The organism is Neoroseomonas eburnea (genome assembly GCF_018129005.1).
GTDB classification, from domain to species: Bacteria; Pseudomonadota; Alphaproteobacteria; order Acetobacterales; family Acetobacteraceae; genus Neoroseomonas; species Neoroseomonas eburnea.
This window is the reverse complement of sequence record NZ_JAAEDL010000023.1, coordinates 40,442-59,955: the sequence shown is the minus strand read 5'-3', so window position 1 is coordinate 59,955 and position 19,514 is coordinate 40,442. Positions and strand designations below refer to the sequence as shown.

Below are 19,514 nucleotides of genomic sequence, written 5' to 3'. Positions count from 1 at the left end.
GTGAGCGCGCCGCAGCGGCCGCTCGACGGCATCCTCGTTCTCGATCTCGGCCATATCTACCAGGCGCCCTATTGCGCGTTCCTGATGGCGATGGCGGGCGCGACCGTCATCAAGATCGAGCCACCCAACGGCGAGCCATTGCGTCGCCGCGCCGCCGTCGCCGGCGGGTCCGTGCCCCAGGCGATGCTGAATTCGAACAAGCAGGGCCTGTCGATCGACCTCAAGAATCCCAAGGGGCGAGAGATCTTCCTGCGCCTGGTCGATCGTGCGGACGTGCTGATCGAGAATTTCTCGCCCGGTGCGATGGACCGGCTCGGCCTGGGGCACGAGGCGCTGCTGAAGCGCAATCCGCGTCTGATCTACGCGGCCGGGTCGGGCTATGGCCAGACCGGGCCGGACCGCGACCGGCTGGCGATGGACCTAACCGTGCAGGCGGCCGTCGGAATGATGCACACTACGGGCTTCCCCGACGGCCCGCCGACCAAGGCCGGCCCGACGGTGTGCGACTTCCTCGGCGGCACCCACCTGTATGGCGCGGTGATGACGGCGCTCTTCGCGCGGGAACGCACCGGCAAGGGCACCTTCGTCGAAGTGGCGATGCAGGATGCCGCCTATTCGACCCTCGCCTCGGCCATCGGCATGCATTTCGGCGGCGAGCGCGGCAAGGCGCCGCCGCGCACGGGCAACAGCCATGCCGGGCTCGCCATGGCGCCGTACAACGTCTACCGGGCCTCGGACGGATGGATCGCCATCATCGTCGTCACCGAGGGGCATTGGGATCGCCTGCTCCGCGCCATGGGGCAGGAGGCGCTGATCGGCGACGAACGCTTCCGCAGCAACGCCGATCGCGTGAAGCACATGGCGGAGGTGGACGGCCTCGTGACCGCCTGGACGTCCCGCCATACGCGCGCCGAGCTCGAGGAGCTGACGCGACAGCACGGCGTGCCGGCGGCACCCGTGCGCACCCTCGAGGAAGTGCTGGAAGACCCCGGCATGCACGAACGCGGCATGCTGCGCTGGGTCGACCACCCGGAGGTCGGCCGTGTCGTCCTGCCGTCGACGCCATTGCGGCTCGAAGGCGCGCCGCCACCGGACTTCGCGCCCAGCCCCTTCCTGAACCAGCACGAGGCCGAGGTGCTCGGCGGCATGCTCGGCATCGAGGAGGCCGAGCGCGAAGCACTGCGCGCGGCCGGTGCGCTGGGGCCACGCTTCAGCGGCCTGTGAAGTTGGGCTTCCGCCGCTCCAGGAAAGCGGTGGCCCCTTCGCGGCGATCCTCGGTGCCGATCGTCGCCGCCTGCTCGACCTCGGACAGTTCGATCGCGTCCGAGAGCGACTGCAGCGGCGCGAGCGCCAATTGCCGCCGGATGATGCGGAGCGACCGCGGCGAGCAGTTCTCGACGATGTCGGCGACATAGGCGCGCACGGCACCGGCGAAGCCCTCCGCCGGCAGCACGCGCACCAGGCCCATCGTCGCGGCTTCCTCCGCCGCGATCGTCCGGCCCGAGAGCAGCAGATCCGCCGCATTCATCGGCCCGATCAGCCGCGGCAGCATCCAGGCGCTGCCATGTTCGGCGACCAGCCCGCGTCGCGGGAAGGCCGCCGCCAGCCGCGCGCCTGCGACCATGAAGCGCAGGTCGCAGTAGAGCGTCACCGCGAGCCCGACACCGGCGACCGCACCGTTGATCGCGGCGACCACAGGCTTGCCGATGTTGAGGATGTAGGAATAGCGACGCGCGAGATCCTCGACCGGCGCATCGCCTCCCGGCGGTGGCGTGACACCGGCGAAACGTGGGCGATCCGGCTTGCGGCCGGCGATGCCGGTCACGTCGGCGCCGACGCAGAAGGTGCTGCCCGCGCCGGTCAGGATGACGGCACGCACGCCCTCGTCGGCGGCGGCCATGGTGAAGGCCTCGCGCACCTCGGCCTCCGTCTCCGCGGACCAGGCGTTGCGCTTGTCCGGCCGGTTCAGGGTGATGGTCGCGATGCGGTCGGCGACATTGTAGGCGATCTCGGCGAAGGGCATGGCGGGCGGCTCCTCAGCGCGCGGGGGTGCGGGCACGCTGCTGCGCCCAATCGTCATCCGTCCATTCCAGCATCTCCTGCGCGCCGGCCCGCGCGCCGCCGAGCAGGCGCCGGCCGCCGTCCGCCACCACGCATTCGCCGGTGACGTAGCCGGCGTGGTCGGAGATCAGGAAGGCGGCAAGGTCGGTCAGTTCCTCGTGCTTCCCGGCACGCCGCAGCGGTACGCCGCCGTGCTCGACGCCACCCGGGCGCAGCCGCGAGACGGCAGCTTCCGTGGGGAAGGTGCCGGGCGCGATCGCCACGAGCCGGATGCCGTGCGGCCCCCATTCCACCGCCAGGCTCTGCGTCATCGCCAGCAGCCCGGCCTTGGCCATGGCGGACGGCGTGGTGAAGGCGCCGCCCTGCAGGGCGGAGAGCGTCAGGATGGACAGCACCACTGCCGGCTGCCCTGCCTCGATCCAGCGGCGCCCGCAGCCTATGGTGCAATAGGCCGCACCATGCAGTGTGGTGCCGAGCACCGCATCCACTGCGCGCGCGGAGAGCCTGTGTGTCTGCGCCAGGAAATTCGCCGCGGCGTTGTTGACCAGGATGTCCGGCGCGCCGTGCCGCCAGACGTCGTCGAGCATCGCCTCCACCGCGACCGGGTCGCGGATGTCGCAGGGATGCGTCGTCACCTGCGCGCCGGCCAGCTCGGCACGGAAGGAAGCGGCCGCCTGCTCCAGCACCTCCGCGCGCCGCCCGCAGATCGCGAGCGACGCGCCGAGCTCCAGGAACCGCTTCCCGATGCTGCGGCCGAGCCCGGTTCCGCCGCCCGTCACCAGCGCACGGCGGCCCGCCAGCAATCCCGGTGCGAAGGCCATCTCAGGCGCCCTTGTAGGTCGGCTTGCGCTTCTCGCGCATCGCCGCGAGGGCTTCCTTGTGGTCCTCCGTGGTATGCGCCACCGCCTGCATGGCGGAGGACATCTCCAACACCGTGTCGAGCCGGTTGTTCCAGGCCTCCCGCAGCAGGCGCCGCGCCATGCGCACCGCCTGGGGCGGATTGGCCGCGACACGCGCAGCGAGTGCCTTCGCCGCCGGGATCAGCTCGGCATCGGGCACGACCTGCGACACCAGCCCCGCCGCCAGCGCCTGCTGGGCCGTCAGCGAATCCCCCGTCAGCGCCATCTCCGCCGCCTTGGCGAAGCCGACCACGCGCGGCAGCAGCCAGGCACCGCCGTCACCGGGAATGATGCCGAGCTTGACGAAGGATTCCGCGAAGCGCGCGCTTTCCGCGGCGATGCGCAGGTCGCACATGCAGGCCAGGTCGCAGCCCGCGCCCATGGCGGGTCCGTTCACCGCGGCGATCACCGGCAGTTCGAGCTCTTCGAGCAGCCGCGGCAGGCGCTGGATGCCCCGGCGATAATAGCCGCGCGCCTGGGCGGGCGTGCGTTCCTTGGGGCCGCTGGCGGCCTCGCCCATGCGCCGCACATTGCCGCCGGCGCAGAAGGCAGTGCCGGCGCCGGTCAGGATCGCGACGCGCACCTCCTGCCCGGCATCGAGCGAGGACAGCGTGTCGAGCAGCGCGTCCTGCATCTCGGGATCGAGCGGGTTGCGGGACTCCGCCCGGTTCATGGTGAGGAGGGCGATGCCCTCCTCGATCTCCACCTTGAGCGGCGCGTCCATTTGCGTTTCCCCTTCTTGGCGGGGCGGAGGATGGAACGCGGCCGATGGTGCGGCAAGCCGGGCTCAGCTCGCCTCGATGCCGAGGCGTCGGATCAGCGCGCCCCACTTCTCGGCATCGCCGCGCAGGCGCCGGTCGAAAGCGTCGACGGATTCCGGCGCCACCTCCACGCCCATGCCGGCCAGGCGCTCCCTTACCTCCGGCAGCGCCATGATGCGGTTGAGGTCCGCATGCAGACGCTGCTGCAACGCCGGCGCCATGCCCTTCGGCCCGAAGGCGCCATACCACACCGCCATCTCGTAGCCGGGTACCGCCTCGCCGACGGTCGGCACGCTCGGCTGGCGGCCCCAACGCGTCGCCTCCGTCACGCCGATCAGGCGTAGGCGGCCGCCCTCCACATGCGGCATGGTCTGCGTCGCCGCGCTGAACAGCAGCTGCGTTTGGCCGGCGACCGTGTCGGTCACCGCCGGCTGGCCGCCGCGATAGGGGACATGGACCATGCGGATGCCGGTCATCGACTCGAACAACGCGGCACAGAGATGGTTCGTCGAGCCGGGGCCGGCCGAAGCATAGGCGATCTTCTCCGGGTTCGCGCGCGCATGGGCGATGAACTCGGGCACCGTCCGGGCCGGTACGGAGGGGTGGATCACCATAGTGTTCACCGCGAAGCCAAGCATCGCCAGCGGCGTGAAATCCGCCACGCCGTCGAAAGGCATGCTGCGCATCAGCGCGTGATTCATCGCGTGGGTGCTCATCGAGCCGAAGAGCAGCGTCTGACCGTCCGGCGCGGCCTTGGCCACGACGTCCGAACCGACATTGCCGGAAGCACCGGAGCGGTTCTCCACCAGCACCGGTTGGCCAAGCGCCTGGCCGAGCGGTTCGGCGACGATGCGTGCCAGGATATCGGTCGTGCCCCCTGGCGCCCACGGGACCACAAGCCGGACGGGCCTGGAGAAGCTCGTCTGCGCCCGGACTGACGAGGCGGCGAGCACGGCGGGGGCGGCCAGCAAGAGGCCGCGGCGCGGAAGAAGGCTCATTGGGGTCTCCATCGTCTCAAGATGCATCCATGGACAGCAATGCCGGCGCGGCAAGGGCCGCGAAGACGAGGCAGATCTCCGCGTCAGCCTCACCGTAGTGCCCGGCCGCGTGCAGCAGATTCACCGTACCGAGCGTCCGGCCGGACCATCGGACGGGCAGGTTCAAGGAACTGGCAAGGCCGAGCGATGCGATCTTGTTGTGGTCCGGGTAGGCCCAGGCGATGTCGGTGGCGCTGCGGCCAATCCAGGGCAGCCCATCGACCAGCACGCGCTTCGTCCACGGGTGGTCCCAGTTCACCGGCTTGTAGCCTGAAACGGGATAGGAAACCGGATCGCTGCTATGAACCCGCCGATTCCGCCCGGCCTCAGAATCATGGCGCATGATGGTGAAAAGGCGATGGCCGAAGGCCTCGCCCATCTCTGCCTGAAGTGCGGCGAAGAGTGTGCCGGGCTGTTCACGGCCGGCTTGTGCGGCAACGACGCGACGAAGGCCGGAAGAAGGGTCGACGGTGCTCATCGGCGTCACATAGCGCAATTGCCCGCGATGCCCAGGCCCAACATTGACGACGCGGCATACGCAAGATTCGATCGGGTCGGCAGCGCGGCCGCGTGGCGCGAGTGAGCACGGCCGTCGTGCTCATATATGTCTGCGCCGATCAGGAAGCTGGATCGCTTCGTCGAACCGGCGGAACGACGCGAAGGCTCGTCCCCCGATTCAGCCTACCTCGAGGAATGCTGCGGGTCGCTCTCAATTGCAGCGGACTGCCCGCAACTTCGCACGGCGGCAAGCTCCGCCTAAGATGCAAGGATGCAATCGGCCATCCTCGGCTGAGGACACGGCGCGATGCGCGGTGCGGCTCCTCCGCGGGCACGATGCGTCGGTCCTGAATATTGATTGGAAGGACAAGCGATGCTGGCGTTTCTGGGCAACCGGAAATCGTTCTCCAGGCTATCGGAGAAGGAGATCCTGGCGCTCGCAATCTCCTCCGAAGAGGATGACGCGAGAATCTACGCCACCTATGCGGAACGCCTTCGTCAGGACTACCCGGCGAGTGCGGCGATGTTCGACGACATGGTGGCGGAGGAGAACGAGCACCGGCGCACGCTGATCGCGGATTTCGAGCGACGCTTCGGTAGTACCATTCCGCTCATCCGGCGGGAGCATGTCGCCGGCTACTACTCGCGCCGCCCCACCTGGCTCGTGGAGAATCTCGGCATCGAGCGCATCCGCCAGGAAGCGGTGCGCATGGAGGAGGACGCCCGTCGCTTCTACGAGGCCGCCTCGGCGCGCGCGACCGAAGCTGGCACGCGGCGCCTCCTCGGCGATCTCGCGATGAAGGAGAGCGGCCACCTGCACCGTGTCGAGGTCGCAGAGGCGACGCATCTCACCGGCGACGCCAGACAGGAAGAAGACGAGCGCGCACGGCGCCAGACGATCCTGACCTGGGTGCAGCCGGGCCTCGCTGGCTTGATGGATGGTTCGGTCTCGACGCTCGCGCCCATCTTCGCGACCGCTTTCGCCACGCAAGATCCCGCGACGACCTTCCTGGTCGGTCTCGCCGCCTCGGTGGGCGCGGGCATCTCCATGGGCTTCACTGAAGCGGTGCACGATGATGGCGTGATCTCCGGGCGCGGATCGCCGGTGAAGCGCGGCATCGCCTCCGGCGTCATGACGGCTCTTGGCGGGCTCGGCCACGCGCTGCCCTACCTGATCCCAAGCTTCTGGACTGCGACGGTGGTGGCCTTCGTGGTGGTGTTCATCGAACTCTGGGCGATCGCGTGGATCCAGAACCGCTTCATGGAGACGCCCTTCCTGCGTTCGGTGACGCAGGTCGTTCTCGGTGGGGCGCTCGTCCTGGCCGCGGGCATCTTCATCGGCGGCGGCTAGGGCTCACGACATTCTGTGCGACCGCGCACCGCGCCGAGTCCGCGATGGCGACCTGCAGCGGCGCCGCCAGAGAGCCGGCGGAGTTGCACTCACACCCAGGACGAGGGCCGCAGCTTCGTGCCGTCGGTGAAGCGCGAGTAGCGGTAGGCGTGCGGATCGACGATCGGCGCATCGCCGGAGACGAGATCCGCGGCCAGCCGCCCGGCGCCCGGTCCGAGGCCGAAACCGTGCCCGCTGAAGCCGGCTGCGACGAAGAAGCCCGGCAGCTTGTCCACCGCCGAGATCACCGGCCGCGCATCGGGGGTGGAATCAATGAAGCCGCCCCAGGCCTCGGCGACCTTGATGTCGGCGAGCACCGGATAGTCGGCACGGAACCGCGCCATCGCCTTGTTGATCAGATCCATGTTCGCCGGCGGGTCGAAGATGCGGATCTTCTCGAAGGGCGAGACCTCGTTGAAGGACCAGCTTCCCGAAGCTTCGGGCCCCCGGAAGAACGATGGGCCGATCGTGATTCTCACCTTCTTGCGCCGCTTGCGGTAGAGCGGCATCAGCTTCCAGGCATAGCGGATGTTCTGTGGCGTCAGCTCCACGCGCCCGGCGCCGGCGATCGCGACCGTGTAGCCGCCATCATCGCGGCGGCGGAAGGCATAGCCGCCGGTGCTGATGCCGCCGGGCATCACCTCGGGCGCGGGCTCGGTGCGGCAGGCGGTGGCGAATACACCGGCCTGTGGCAGGCTGATGCCGTGGCGGCGACAGAACATCGAGGCCCAGGCCCCACCGGCACAGAGCACGGCGCTGGTGCGGATCCGCCCGCGCTCCGTCACCACGGCCGAGACCTTGCCGCCGGTGGTCTCCATGCCGCGTGCCGCGCAGCCCTGATGGATGGTAACGCCCATGCGCCGCGCCGCCTCGGCGATCGCCGGCGCGGCCTTCAGCGGCTCCGCGCGGCCATCCGAGGCGGAGTAGAGGCCGCCGAGCCAGCTTCCCGCGGCGTCCGGGAGCATGGCCCGCAGTTCAGCGGGGGAAAGCATGCGGCTGTCGAGCTGATAGGGCTGCGCCCGCTCCACCCATTCCTCGAGTTCGGCGAGCTCCTTGGGGTCGTCGGTGACGACGAGCAGGCCGGTGCGGCGGAAGCCGACATCGCGCCCGACGTCGCGTTCCATGTCGTTCCAGCAGGACAGGCTGAACCGCGCGAGCGGCACTTCCGGCAGGCTTCGCCCCTGCACGCGGCACCAGCCCCAGTTGCGGCTGGACTGCTCGGCGCCGACCTTGCCTTTTTCGAGCAGGGCAACGGAGTACCCCTTCTTCGCCAGGTTGAAGGCGGCGGAAACGCCGATGATGCCGCCGCCGATGACGACGACATCAACCTTCTCGGGCAGATCGGCGTCGCTCGCGACGGATTCGACTGGCAGCACCATCAGGCTGCGATCTCTGCGAAGGTATCGTCGAGCGCGCCGCGCAGCCGGGCGGCCATCTCGACGATCTCCTCCTCGGTGATGATGAGCGGCGGCGACAGCGCGACCCGGTCCGCCGTGGTGCGCAGGATCAGCCCGCGTTCCCGCGCATGCGCATCGACCTTCGCGCCGATCTTCTGTCCTTCCGGGAAGGGCCGGCGCTTCGCCTTGTCCTGCACCAGCTCCACGCCGCCCATCAACCCGTGACCGGCAACGTCACCGACCAGCGGATGGTCCTTCAGCGCGCCGAAGGCCCGCAGGAAGATCGGCTCCAGCGCCTTGACATGCGCGACGAGGTCCATTTCCTCGTAGATGCGCAGCGTCTCCAGCGCCACCGCCGCGGCAACCGGATGGCCCGCGTAGGTGAAGCCGTGCACGAAGCTGCCCAGCCTGTCGCTCTGGGTCATCACCGACTGGAAGATGCGCTCGTTCATCAGCACCGCGGAGATCGGCTGCATCGCCGCCGACAGCGCCTTGGCGCAGGTAACGATGTCGGGCACGACGCCGCAGGTCTGGCTGCCCCACATGTTGCCCGTGCGGCCGAAGCCGCAGATCACCTCGTCGGCGACCATCAGGATGTCGTACTTGCGCAGCACGGCCTGGATCTTCTCGAAGTAGCGGGCCGGCGGCGGCAGAGCGCCGGCGCCGCCGCCCTGGATCGGGTCGGCCCAGAAGGCGCCGATCGTGTCGGGGCCTTCGCGCAGGATCATTTCCTCCAGCGCATCGGCCATGCGCTGGGAGAATTGTTCCTCCGTCTCGCCCTCCTCGTGGTCGCGGTAGTAGTGCGGGCAGTCGGCGTAGAGGAAACCCTCGAAGGGCATCCCGAAGCCCTTGTGGAAGTCGGGGATGCCGGTCAGGCAGATCGTGGCGACGGTCGATCCGTGATAGCTCGCCTTGCGCGAGATGATCTTGCGCTTCTCCGGCCGCCCCTGGGCATTCCAATGGTACCAGACGAGCTTGAGGGCGGAATCATTCGCCTCCGATCCCGAGCATTGCAGCAGCACCTTCGACATCGGCACCGGCGCGATCGCGAGCAGCTTCTCGCACAGATCAATCGCCGGCTCGTTCGAGGCACCGCGGAAGATATGGTAGTAGCCCATCCGCCGCATCGTCTCGTAGGCGACCTTGGCCAGGCGTTCGCTGGCGAAGCCGAGCGAGGCGCACCACAGGGCGGAAGCCCCTTCCATGTAGGCGCGCCCGGTATCGTCGTGGATGTAGATGCCGCTGCCCTCGGAAAAGATGGTGGGCCCGGTTTCGAGATGCCGCCGCGCATGCGTGTAGGGATGCAGTACCGATGCGACATCGCGCGCATGCGGGCTGTTCGGGGCGAGATGTGTCATCGGAGCGGAATCCTCATGCGGCGCGACGGCCTGTGCGGCATCGGTCATTGAAGGTCGCTGCGGGGGTCGAGCGCATCGCGCAGACCGTCGCCCACGAAGTTGAAGCTCGCCACGGTGAGCGTGATCATCAGCCCCGGCAGGATCGCGAGCCATGGTGCGGTGGTCAGGTATTGCTGGGCCTTCTCCAGCATGTTGCCCCAGCTCGGTACCGGCGGCTGGATGCCGTAGCCGAGGTAGCTGACATAGGATTCCAGCAGGATCGCGCGGGCCACGATCAGCGTGGCGGCCACAATGATCGGCCCCATCGCGTTGGGCAGCAACTCGCGGAACATGATGCGCGTCCCGGTCGATCCCGAGGTGACCGCGGCCGCCACGAAGTCCAGCTCCCGCAATGCGCGGATCTGCCCGTACACGATGCGCGCCACTTCCATCCAGGCCGTCAGCGCGACGATCAACGTGATGGTGACGACGCTGGGGTCGATCAGCGCCGCCAGTGTGAGCAGCAGGAAGATGCTGGGGAAGCACAGGATCGCATCGACGATGCGCATGAGCACGGTGCCGACCGCCCCGCCATGGAAGCCTGCGATCAACCCGACACAGGTCCCGACAACGACGCTCAGCAGCATCGCCGCGAGGCCGATGGCAAGCGAGATACGACCCGCCGCCAGCAGCCGCGCGAGCTGGTCGCGCCCGAGCTCGTCGCTGCCGAAAAGATGCGGCCCCGCGAACGGCGCCTGGAAGCGATGGCGCATGTCGAGCTGCAGCGGATCATAGGCAATGATGCTCGGCCCGATCGCGCAGGCGGCGACCAGGAACACGATGACGAAGAGGCCGAACACCGCCAGCCGGTGCCGCAGGAAGCGCCGCATCGTCGGGCTGCGCCGTGAGCTGCTGCCGCCCTCGGCCTCATCGAACAGCGCATCGGTGGCGTTCGTCTGTCCTGCGCTCATTGCGGCCGCACCCTCGGGTCGGCCACGGTATGCAGGATGTCGGCGAGCAGGCTGCCTACGATCACCAGCACCGCCGAGAAGAGCAGCAGCCCCATCACCACCGGATAGTCCCGGTATTCGATCGAATCGAGGAAAAGGCGACCCATCCCCGGCCAGGTGAAGACGGTCTCGGTCACCAGCGCCCCGCCGAGCAGGGTCGGGAGTTCGAGACCGGCAATCGTGATCATGGGCAGGAGCGCGTTGCGGAGCACATGGTGAATCAGCACGGCATGCGGCGGCAGACCCTTGGCGCGCGCGGTGCGGACGTAGTCCTGGTTGATGACGTCCAGCATCGACGACCGCATGAAGCGGCTCCACAGTGCCGTCGTCACGAGGCCCAACACCAGCGCGGGACCGATCAGGTGATGGACGAATACCAGGAAGGATTCGTTGCCGACCGGCGCGATATTGCCTGGCGGCAGCCATCGCAGCTTCACGGAGAAGACATAGATCACCAGCAATCCGAACCAGAAGGTGGGTATGGACAGCGCGACCATCGTGCCGATCGTCACGCACTGGTCGAAAAGGGAATACCGGCGCACCGCGCCAATGATGCCGACGAGACCGCCAACCACCACCGCGATCAACGTGGCAGTCAACATCAGCCTCACCGTGGCGCCGAGGCGCGAGGCGATGACGCGCAGCACGGGGCTGTCGTCGCGGTACGATTTGCCCCAGTCGCCGACGAGCAGCCCGCCCGCCCAGTCGAGATATTGCATGGGGATCGGCCGATCGAGCCCCATCTGAGTCGCAAGACGCTGCAGATCCGCATCCGTCATGCCGGGGGTGTTCGCAAACTGGGACAGCGGACCACCCGGGACTAGGTGCAGCATCCCGAAGCCGATCATCGAAACCAGCCAGAGCAGTACCGCGCTCTGGGCCAGTCGTCGCAATAGAAACCTGCTCACCGGATCGCGCACTCCCGCTTCCTGTCGCCGGCAAGGCTGCCGGGCATCGCGGTCAAGCCGACCAGTACCACTGGCTCATGTTCCAGGCATTGCTGCGGTAGTTGATGTTCGGCGTGAACCCGTGAAGGTTCTTCTTCGTACCCTCACCCAGCAATGTCTGGTGCAGCGGGAAGGCGGGAAGATCCTCGCGGACGATCTCCTGCACCTTCATGTAGTTCGCCCGGCGCTGCGCGCGGTCGAGCAGGCCGACGCTCTCGCGCAGCAGCCGGTCGACCTCTGCATTCTCGTACTGCATCTGGTTCGCGCCGGCGCCGGACCGCTTCGGGATCGCCCAGCTTCCGAGCCGGTCGCTGACATCCGGGTCGCCGGCGGTGGGATAGATGGCGCCGACGATGGTCGATTCCCACTCGCTGTTGCGCCAGAAGTCGCCCCACATCACCGCCGCCGGGAAGTTCCTGATCGTCATCTCGATGCCAAGCGGCCGCCAGCTCTGCTGCAGGAACTGCTGGACCTGCTCGCGCAGGTGATTGCCCGCCACGGTCGAGCAGGAGAAGCTCAGGCGGACGCCATCCTTCATTCGCACGCCGCCGGCACCGCGCCGCCAGCCGGCGCCGTCCAGCATCCTCGCCGCCTGCGCCGGGTCGTGGACATGCAGCGGCAGGTTTGGATTGTATGCCCAGCTCTCCTGAGGGAGGAAGGACTCGGTCGGTCTGTTGGCATCGTAGAACAGGTCGCGGTTGATCGTCTGCTTGTCCAGCGCCATGTAGAGCGCCTTGCGCACCGCCGGATCGCGGAACTGCGGGATGCCGTTGTTCAGCGCAAAGAAGGTGACAAAGGAAGTGGGCGACTTGTGCAGTGTCACGCCGGGCGTGCGCCGCACCTCCTCATGATTGTCGGGAGTGATGCCGGAAATGCCCACCGCGTCGATGGCGCCGGCGACGAACTGCGTCTTCAGCACCGTCATCTCGGGGATGTACTTGAAGATCACGCGCTCGACGAAGGGACCTTCGCCGAAATACCTGTCGTTCGCATCGAGCCTCACATAGTCGCCTGGCCGACGCTCGCCCCACTTGAACGGACCGGTACCGATCGGCCGGTTGTTGAAGGCCGGATCGCGGTGGTCGGTAACCGTGGCCAGGACGTGCTTGGGCACGATGAAGGTCCAGGCCAGGATGGCGAAATATGGCGCGAAGAAGCGCTCCATCCTCCAGGTGATCTCGGTCGGGCTCACCACCGTGATGTCGCGGAGCAACGCATGCCCGTTGCGGCTCATCGCCGGGAAGTTCGGATTCTGCAGAAGGTCGAGGGTGAACTTCACGTCCTCGGCGGAGAACGGCGCTCCGTCATGCCAGGTGACGCCCGAACGCAGCTTGATGCGCCATTCGAGCCCGTCGGCAGAGATCCCGCCATTCGCCACGGATGGGATCTCGGTCACTAGGTCAGGGACAAGATCCCCCGCGGGGCTGACACTCCAGAGGGCGCTGAACAGGTTCAGGTGGACGCCTTCATCCACCTCGAGCCGCGCCTGCAGCGGGTGAAAGCGTGTCGGCTCCTGCGAGAGCCCCATCACGATCTGCCCCTGCCGGCGGGACGGCCGCGGCGGCGCCGCCTGTGCTGCCGCCTGCTTAGTGGAAAGACCCGCGGCCGAGAGGGCCGACAGTGCAAGAACCTGCCGGCGGGGCACCAGAAGCCCGCGGTTCCGCTCCACAATCCGATCGATCGTCGAGTCGTGATCGCTGCAGATCGACATCAGACATGTCTCCTGTTCGACCGGCCATCCCCGCGGCAGGTGTCTTCGCCCCGCCTGTGGCTCAATCCTTCTTGGCGGGGATGAAGGTTGTCCAGACAGTAGTTGCACGTCTTGCATAAGCCTGGGTTATGGGAGGTGCGGCTGATCCGCCGAGGCGTTCGTGGAACGCACCGCCTGTGCGGCTTGCGCTGGAGCGCGCGGCGATCGCCACGGGCCGCGAGAGCAGCGTCGAGGCATCGGCTCAGAGGCTCAGGAGCGAGGCGTTGCCGCCTGCCGCGGCGGTGTTGATGCTGATGCACCGTTCGGCCAGGAGCATGTCGAGGACATGAAGCCTTCGTCCGCCTCCCCCTGCCGGAGACGCCACTAGCACGCTCCGTATCGGTCCCTCCGCCGCCGCAGCGCGCCGGAGAAGCAGACGCAACGCATCTGCATCTCCGTCCGCTTCGACGAGAACGGCGTCGAAGACGGCCGGATCGACTTCGGTTGCCTGTTCGATCTGCCGGGCCAAGGCCGGCGGCAAGCCATCAAGAACCTGCATCAATGCCTTCGGCACGGCGATGCTTGCGCGATTGCCCGTCGCGAAGCAGGCCGCGAGGTGCAGCAGCAGCCCCTCCCGCGTGACCGCGCGGCAGAGCACTCTGCCCCGCGGCTCGAGCAGGTAGCGGTTCTCTTCGCCCACGGGTCCAGGCAACTCAAGACAGAGGCCGGTGCGCGACGTCGCGGTCAGGCGCCTGGCTGCCTCACTCATGTCGGCATGGCGCATCCCCAGCCAGTCGAGGTAGGCCGCCATCTCCTCCGTCAACGCCGTGCGGGGCAGTGATGGTTCCGCATCGCAGGCGGCAAGCAGCCGCCGCAGATAGAGGGGCCCTCCGGCCTTCGGGCCCGTTCCGGAGAGACCATGCCCGCCGAAGGGCTGCACGCCCACCACGGCACCGATGATGTTGCGATTGACGTACACATTCCCAGCCGCGATCCGGGCAGCCATGCGCTCCGTCAACTCGCCGATGCGGGACTGCACGCCGAAGGTGAGGCCATAGCCGGTGGCGTTGATCTCCTCGAGCAGCGCATCCAGCCGGTCGCGACTGAAACGCAGCACATGCAGGACAGGCCCGAAGACTTCACGTGCCAACTCGGCGACGTCGTCGATCTCGACGATCGTGGGAGGGACGAAGGTGCCATGCGCGCAGGCATCCGGCAGCGCCAGCGCGTGGACCCGCCGCCCCTTCGCCCGCATTGCCGCGACATGGGCGAGGATGCCCTCGCGCGCCTGTGCCGTGATGACCGGCCCGACATCCGTCGCGAGCCGATCCGGATTGCCGACGGAAAGTTCGGCCAGCGCGCCACGCAGCATGGCGAGGATGTGGTCCGCGACGTCGTCCTGCACGCAGAGGAGACGCAGCGCGGAGCAGCGTTGCCCTGCGCTGTCGAATGCCGAGGCGAGGACATCGGCGACCACCTGCTCGGGGAGCGCAGTGGAATCCACCACCATGGCGTTCAGCCCGCCTGTCTCGGCGATCAGCGGTACCGGGGTGCCATCCGGATTCAGCCGCTCGGCAAGGCTGCGCGCGATGAGGCGTGCCACCTCGGTCGAGCCAGTGAACATCACGCCCTGCGTCCGACCGTCGGCGACCAGACCTGCGCCGACATCGCCATCGCCGGGCAGGAGGTGCAGTGCACCCTGCGGGACCCCGGCCTCGTGCAGAATCCCGACTGCGAGAGCGGCAGTCAGCGGCGTTTCTTCTGCCGGCTTGGCGAGCACCGCATTGCCTGCGGCGAGCGCCGCGGCGACCTGCCCCGTGAAGATGGCAAGCGGGAAGTTCCAGGGCGAAATGCAGGTGACGACCCCGAGCGGGCGGTGCGTGGCAGAGCTCCAGCCACCGCGGATGGCAGTCGCGTAGTACCGGAGGAAATCCACCGCCTCCCGCACCTCGCCGACCGCATTGGGGAGGGTCTTGCCGGCCTCGCGGATGATCACGCCGAGCAGGCCCGGGATCCGCTCCTCCATCAGCGACGCCGCGCGCTCCAGCACGTCGGCACGATCGGCGGGCGACAAGGCGGCCCAGCCAGGTGCCGCCGCAACCGCCGCGGTGAGGGCGGCATCGACCACCTCCGGCGTCGCCTCGACGACATGGCCGACCACATCGCGATGGTCGGCAGGGTTGCGGACGGCGCGCGGCACGCCGTCCCCCGCCGCCGGCGCTGCCAGCGCAGACACGGCGGGAAGGCTGAGCGACCTCGAGAGTTCGGCAAGACGCGCCTCGTCCGCGAGATCCAGTCCCATTGAGTTTCGGCGCGCCGCACCGAAGAGGTTGCGCGGCAAGGCGATGCCCGGATGCGGCGCACCGACGGGTTTGACGGCGCGGGCCGCCGCCACCGGATCGGCGATCAGCGCCTCGATGGGCACCGACGCATCGCCGATGCGATTCACGAAGGAGGAATTGGCCCCGTTCTCGAGCAATCGGCGGACAAGATAGGCGAGCAGCGTCTCATGCGTGCCGACTGGCGCGTAGATGCGGCAAGGGCGGTCGAGCTTCGCGGGGCCGACCACCTCCTCGTAGAGCACCTCGCCCATGCCGTGCAAGCATTGGAACTCATACCGGCCGGGATAGAAGTCCTCGCCGGCCATGGCATGGATGGCGGAAAGGGTCTGCGCGTTGTGGGTCGCGAATTGCGGAAAGACGGCATCGGTGGCCGCGAGCACCTTCCGCGCGCATGCCAAGTAGGAAACATCCGTATGGATCTTCCGCGTATAGACCGGGAAATCATCGAGCCCGTCGAGTTGGGCGCGCTTGATCTCCGTATCCCAGTAGGCGCCCTTGACCAGGCGCAGCATCAGCCGGTGTCCGCTCCGCCGCGCGAGGTCGATGATCCAGTCGAGCACGAAAGGCGCGCGCTTCTGATAGGCCTGGACCACAAACCCGATGCCGTCCCAGGCGGCGAGCTCGGGCGAGAGGCACAGCCCCTCCAGCAGGTCGAGCGAGAGGTCGAGGCGGTCCGCCTCCTCGGCGTCGATGTTGAGTCCGATGTCGTAGCGCCGCGCCAGCGTCGCCAGGCGGAGCAGACGTGGGGTGAGTTCCGCCATCACGCGGGCGCGCTGCGATCGCGCATAGCGCGGATGCAGCGCCGAAAGCTTGATCGAGATACCCGGCCCCTCGATGATCCCACGCCCCGCGGCATTCACGCCGATGGCATGGATCGCTGCCTCATATGATGCGAGGTAGCGCGCGGCATCCTCCGCCGTCATCGCGGCCTCGCCAAGCATGTCATAGGAGTGGCGGAAGCCACGCGCCTCGATCCGGCGTGCGCGCGTCAGCGCTTCCTCGATCGTGCGGCCGGCCACGAACTGCTCGCCGAGCATGCGCATGGCGACATCCATGCCGCGCCGGATCACGGGTTGGCCGGCGCGGGCAATAAGGCGCGTCAACGCAGCGCCGAGGCCCGCTGTCTCCGGCGCGGCACTCAGCCGGCCGGTGAGCAGCAAGCCCCAGCTCGCGGCATTGACGAAGAGCGGACGGTCGAGGCCGAGATGCGCGTGCCAGTCGCCGCCGGCGACCTTGTCGCGGATCAGGGCGTCCCGCGTGGCATCGTCGGGAATGCGCAGCAGGGCCTCGGCCAGGCACATCAGCGCGACACCCTCGCTGGTAGACAGGCTGAATTCCTGCACCAGCGCCTCCACCGTGCCGTGGCGGCGCTTCGCGCGAAGGGCCTCCGCGAGACGCCGTGCCAGGCCGGAGGCGGCGACAGCCTCCTCCGGCAACGGGGCGGCGAGCGCAATGAGGGGTGGCAGGCAGGCCTCCTCGGGTCGGCGGCAGGCAGCCGTGATCGCAGCGCGCAGCGGCGTCTGTGGATGGGTTTCCTCGATCAGGGCCTTGAACGGTGCGGGCGCGGGGAATTCGACGATCATCTCTGCTCTCGGCTGAACGGCGCGGCCGGGTGGCCGATTGCGCGAGGGTAGGAAGCCCGTTGGGAGATCAGTATCGTCATTTTCATCAGGACGCCGCACTATTCACGGAATACCTGAGAAAATTCGGTGATTCATGCAAGAGCTCGACCGTACGGACAGAATGATCCTGGGCATCCTCCAGCAAGAGGGGCGCATCACCAATCTTGAGCTCGCGGACCGCATCGGGCTCTCGCCGACCGCGACGAGCGAGCGGACGCGACGCCTGATCAAGGATCGCCTGGTGACCGGCTTCGGCGCGCGGGTGGACCCGCAACGCCTCGGCTTCGGGCTGCTCGTATTCGTCGAGGTGTTGCTGGACAAGACGACACCGGACGTCTTCGCGCGCTTCGCAGAAGCTGTCCGCCGCGCCCCCGAAGTGCTTGAATGCCACATGGTCGCGGGTGGCTTCGACTACCTGATCAAGACGCGGGTGCGGGACATGGCAGCCTATCGCGCCTTCCTGGGCGGCGTATTGCTCGGTCTTCCCGGGGTGCGGGAGACACGGACCTATGCGGTGATGGAAGAGGTGAAGTCGGATGCGCCACTGCCGTTTTGATCGGAGTGCTTGAACCTCACGGCCTCCGAGAAGGTCCGGATCGCTGATGCCTGGGGCCGGCTTTGGTCGATGTCGCGACCAAGGGCACCCCGCTCCGCCACGTCGTCGCGACGAAGGGCTACCATCCCTGATGCGAAGGCCCGGTGATCTCCGCCCCCACGCGCAACCTCGATGCCGGCTACGATTGGCTGAAGTTCTGGATCGTGAGCTTCACCCGCGCGCGCGGATCGAGCACATCAATCGCCTCGCCAAGGCCTGTCACCACCGGAGCTGACCTGTGGTCTGGGCGCATCTGGCCGGTTCATAGGCGGCCTTCCAGGCAATGGCGAGCATCGGACATCACGAATGGACGGCCCGCCTTCGGATAGCATTGTTGGGTCTTCCCTCGACCGCCTGCTCGCGCGACCATTGGCCTTGGAACAGCCAGCTGACGGCCAGCCCCTTCCCGCGAGGTGTCTCATGTCGCTTACCAACCAGCCCGATCCCGAGGCGCGCCGCCGAGTCGTCGCGCAGGACCTCGAGAACGTGATGCACCCGATCGTGCAGCACCGTGCGCTCGAGACATCGCAGATCGTCGTCACCGGCGGCCAGGGCTCGACCATCGTCGATGCGGACGGCTCCACCTATCTCGACGCCATGGCCGGGCTGTGGTGCGTGAACATCGGCTACGGCCGCACGGAGCTCGCCGAGATCGCGGCCGAGCAGATGCAGCAGATCGCTTACTACCCGCACACGGCAATGAACCTTCCGGCGGCGCGGCTGGGCGAGCAGATCAACACGCTGATGGGCGGTGACTACCACACCTATTTCGTCAACTCGGGCTCCGAGGCGAACGAGGCTGGCTTCAAGGTCGCGCGGCAGTACGCCAAGCACGAATTCCCCGGCCAGTTCCGCTTCAAGACCATCGCGCGGCACTACGCCTATCACGGCACGACGCTGGCAACGCTCGCCGCCGGCGGCATGGGCGAGCGCAAGACGAAGTTCGAGCCCTATGCCGGTGAGTTCATCCACGTCCCGGCGCCGACCTGCTACCGCTGCCCGCTGGGCCTGGAGTCCGGCAAGTGCGGCATGGCCTGTGCCAAGCTGATCGAGGCGACAATCCAGGCCGAAGGTCCGCAGACCGTCGCCGAGATCATCGTCGAGCCGATCATGTCGGCCGTCGGGGTGGCCGTGCCGCCGGACGAATACCTGCCGATGGTCGAGCGGATCTGCCGCAAGTACGACGTGCTGCTGCATGTGGACGAGGTGATCAACGGCTTTGGGCGCACCGGCAAGATGTTCGCCCATCAGCACTACGGCATCAGCCCGGACATCATGGCGATCGCCAAGGGCATCGTCTCCGCCTACCTGCCCATCGCGGCGACGGTGGTGAAGAACAAGGTGTTCGAGAGCTTCCTCGGCGAGGTCGCGGAGGCGCGCCAGGTGATGCAGGTGAATACCTATGGCGGCCATCCCGTCTCGGCGGCCGTCGCCGTGCGCAACATCGAGATCATGCTCGAGGAAAAGCTGCCCGAGCGCGCCGCGACCATGGGCGCCTATCTGATGGAAGGGTTCAAGGACCGCCTGTTCCGCCACGGCATCACCGGCGACATCCGCGGCAAGGGGCTGCTGATCGGAATCGAGCTGGTGACGGACCGCGAGAGCAAGGTCCAGCTCGACGGCGCCCTGGTGCAGGGTGTGGTGGATTTCTGCAAGGCGAATGGCGTGATCGTCGGCCGCTCCGGTGGTGGCACGCGGCATTCCAACACCATCGTGCTGTCGCCGCCGCTGGTGATCACGCGGACGGAATGCGACATGCTGATCGAGGTGCTGGACAAGGCGCTGGAAGCGACGGTCGCGAAGATGAACGGGGCTGCCTGAAGGAAAGCGGCTCTGCGTCCGGTCGCAGCGCCGCCATCGAGAAGGACGCTGCCCCTCTCAGACTCACCCCGCCAAAGGCCACAGGGCCTTCGGAAGCCGATACTGGA

At 67.8% G+C, this 19,514-nt stretch carries 15 protein-coding genes; 4 read left to right on the top strand and 11 right to left on the bottom strand.

Annotation, left to right across the window (positions count from 1 at the left end; genetic code table 11):
* Window positions 1-1,224, top strand: coding sequence for a CaiB/BaiF CoA transferase family protein (locus tag GXW74_RS20230; protein WP_338148286.1), 1,224 nt, complete (start codon window positions 1-3; stop codon window positions 1,222-1,224).
* Here GXW74_RS20230 and GXW74_RS20225 read toward each other — a convergent pair.
* The 5 genes from GXW74_RS20225 to GXW74_RS20205 form a co-directional block, all read right to left on the bottom strand.
* A complete protein-coding gene (locus tag GXW74_RS20225) occupies window positions 1,211-2,023 on the bottom strand; it encodes an enoyl-CoA hydratase-related protein (RefSeq protein WP_211848361.1) in 813 nt (270 codons plus the stop codon). The genes GXW74_RS20230 and GXW74_RS20225 overlap by 14 nt on opposite strands.
* A gap of 13 nt (window positions 2,024-2,036) precedes the next feature.
* Window positions 2,037-2,882: an SDR family oxidoreductase gene (locus tag GXW74_RS20220; RefSeq protein ID WP_211848360.1), complete on the bottom strand. Its 846-nt coding sequence runs from the start codon at window positions 2,880-2,882 to the stop codon at window positions 2,037-2,039.
* Between the two features lies 1 nt (window position 2,883).
* Window positions 2,884-3,684, bottom strand: coding sequence for a crotonase/enoyl-CoA hydratase family protein (locus tag GXW74_RS20215; RefSeq protein WP_211848359.1), 801 nt, complete (start codon window positions 3,682-3,684; stop codon window positions 2,884-2,886).
* Between the two features lie 63 nt (window positions 3,685-3,747).
* A complete protein-coding gene (locus GXW74_RS20210; protein ID WP_246523740.1) occupies window positions 3,748-4,719 on the bottom strand; it encodes a Bug family tripartite tricarboxylate transporter substrate binding protein in 972 nt (323 codons plus the stop codon).
* A 16-nt stretch (window positions 4,720-4,735) separates the two neighbouring features.
* Window positions 4,736-5,236 (bottom strand): GAF domain-containing protein, encoded by a 501-nt coding sequence (locus GXW74_RS20205; RefSeq protein ID WP_211848357.1) that lies wholly within the window; start codon window positions 5,234-5,236, stop codon window positions 4,736-4,738.
* Between the two features lie 393 nt (window positions 5,237-5,629).
* Here GXW74_RS20205 and mbfA point away from each other — a divergent pair, with 393 nt between their 5' ends.
* Window positions 5,630-6,607 carry an iron exporter MbfA gene (gene mbfA, locus GXW74_RS20200; RefSeq protein WP_211848356.1) on the top strand — a complete coding sequence of 326 codons (978 nt, stop codon included), beginning with the start codon at window positions 5,630-5,632 and terminating at the stop codon, window positions 6,605-6,607.
* A gap of 89 nt (window positions 6,608-6,696) precedes the next feature.
* Here the strand turns inward: mbfA and GXW74_RS20195 are convergent, their stop codons facing one another.
* From GXW74_RS20195 to putA, 6 genes are all read right to left on the bottom strand, one after another.
* Complete coding sequence (locus tag GXW74_RS20195; protein WP_211848355.1) at window positions 6,697-8,025, bottom strand: NAD(P)/FAD-dependent oxidoreductase; 1,329 nt, start codon at window positions 8,023-8,025, stop codon at window positions 6,697-6,699.
* Complete coding sequence (locus GXW74_RS20190) at window positions 8,025-9,401, bottom strand: aminotransferase (protein ID WP_211848354.1); 1,377 nt, start codon at window positions 9,399-9,401, stop codon at window positions 8,025-8,027. The genes GXW74_RS20195 and GXW74_RS20190 overlap by 1 nt, the downstream gene beginning before the upstream one ends.
* A 44-nt stretch (window positions 9,402-9,445) precedes the next feature.
* Window positions 9,446-10,351, bottom strand: a complete 906-nt coding sequence (locus GXW74_RS20185) for an ABC transporter permease (RefSeq protein ID WP_211848353.1) — start codon at window positions 10,349-10,351, stop codon at window positions 9,446-9,448.
* Window positions 10,348-11,310, bottom strand: coding sequence for an ABC transporter permease (locus GXW74_RS20180; RefSeq protein ID WP_338148285.1), 963 nt, complete (start codon window positions 11,308-11,310; stop codon window positions 10,348-10,350). Before GXW74_RS20180 ends, GXW74_RS20185 begins: the two co-directional genes overlap by 4 nt.
* Before the next feature lie 40 nt (window positions 11,311-11,350).
* Window positions 11,351-13,048 (bottom strand): peptide ABC transporter substrate-binding protein, encoded by a 1,698-nt coding sequence (locus GXW74_RS20175; protein WP_246523739.1) that lies wholly within the window; start codon window positions 13,046-13,048, stop codon window positions 11,351-11,353.
* Between the two features lie 241 nt (window positions 13,049-13,289).
* Window positions 13,290-16,952, bottom strand: a complete 3,663-nt coding sequence (gene putA, locus GXW74_RS20170; protein WP_211848352.1) for a trifunctional transcriptional regulator/proline dehydrogenase/L-glutamate gamma-semialdehyde dehydrogenase — start codon at window positions 16,950-16,952, stop codon at window positions 13,290-13,292.
* Window positions 16,953-17,085: 133 nt separating this feature from the next.
* Between putA and GXW74_RS20165 the strand changes: the two genes are divergently transcribed.
* Both GXW74_RS20165 and GXW74_RS20160 read left to right on the top strand, forming a co-directional pair.
* The gene (locus tag GXW74_RS20165) at window positions 17,086-17,547 is read left to right on the top strand and encodes an Lrp/AsnC ligand binding domain-containing protein (RefSeq protein WP_211848351.1); all 462 of its coding nucleotides are present in this window, start codon (window positions 17,086-17,088) and stop codon (window positions 17,545-17,547) included.
* A 459-nt stretch (window positions 17,548-18,006) separates the two neighbouring features.
* Entirely contained in the window at window positions 18,007-19,407 is a 1,401-nt protein-coding gene (locus tag GXW74_RS20160) for an aminotransferase (protein ID WP_211848350.1), read from the top strand.
* Window positions 19,408-19,514 lie beyond the last annotated feature (107 nt).

Coding starts and splice junctions, on each gene's coding strand:
- GXW74_RS20225 (WP_211848361.1), bottom strand. CDS start 2,023: ATGCCCTTCGCCGAGATCGCCTACAATGTCGCCGACCGCATCGCGACC.
- GXW74_RS20205 (WP_211848357.1), bottom strand. CDS start 5,236: ATGAGCACCGTCGACCCTTCTTCCGGCCTTCGTCGCGTCGTTGCCGCA.
- GXW74_RS20210 (WP_246523740.1), bottom strand. CDS start 4,719: ATGAGCCTTCTTCCGCGCCGCGGCCTCTTGCTGGCCGCCCCCGCCGTG.
- GXW74_RS20215 (WP_211848359.1), bottom strand. CDS start 3,684: ATGGACGCGCCGCTCAAGGTGGAGATCGAGGAGGGCATCGCCCTCCTC.
- GXW74_RS20165 (WP_211848351.1), top strand. CDS start 17,086: ATGCAAGAGCTCGACCGTACGGACAGAATGATCCTGGGCATCCTCCAG.
- GXW74_RS20195 (WP_211848355.1), bottom strand. CDS start 8,025: ATGGTGCTGCCAGTCGAATCCGTCGCGAGCGACGCCGATCTGCCCGAG.
- GXW74_RS20190 (WP_211848354.1), bottom strand. CDS start 9,401: ATGACACATCTCGCCCCGAACAGCCCGCATGCGCGCGATGTCGCATCG.
- mbfA (WP_211848356.1), top strand. CDS start 5,630: ATGCTGGCGTTTCTGGGCAACCGGAAATCGTTCTCCAGGCTATCGGAG.
- GXW74_RS20220 (WP_211848360.1), bottom strand. CDS start 2,882: ATGGCCTTCGCACCGGGATTGCTGGCGGGCCGCCGTGCGCTGGTGACG.
- GXW74_RS20160 (WP_211848350.1), top strand. CDS start 18,007: ATGTCGCTTACCAACCAGCCCGATCCCGAGGCGCGCCGCCGAGTCGTC.
- putA (WP_211848352.1), bottom strand. CDS start 16,952: ATGATCGTCGAATTCCCCGCGCCCGCACCGTTCAAGGCCCTGATCGAG.
- GXW74_RS20185 (WP_211848353.1), bottom strand. CDS start 10,351: ATGAGCGCAGGACAGACGAACGCCACCGATGCGCTGTTCGATGAGGCC.
- GXW74_RS20175 (WP_246523739.1), bottom strand. CDS start 13,048: ATGTCGATCTGCAGCGATCACGACTCGACGATCGATCGGATTGTGGAG.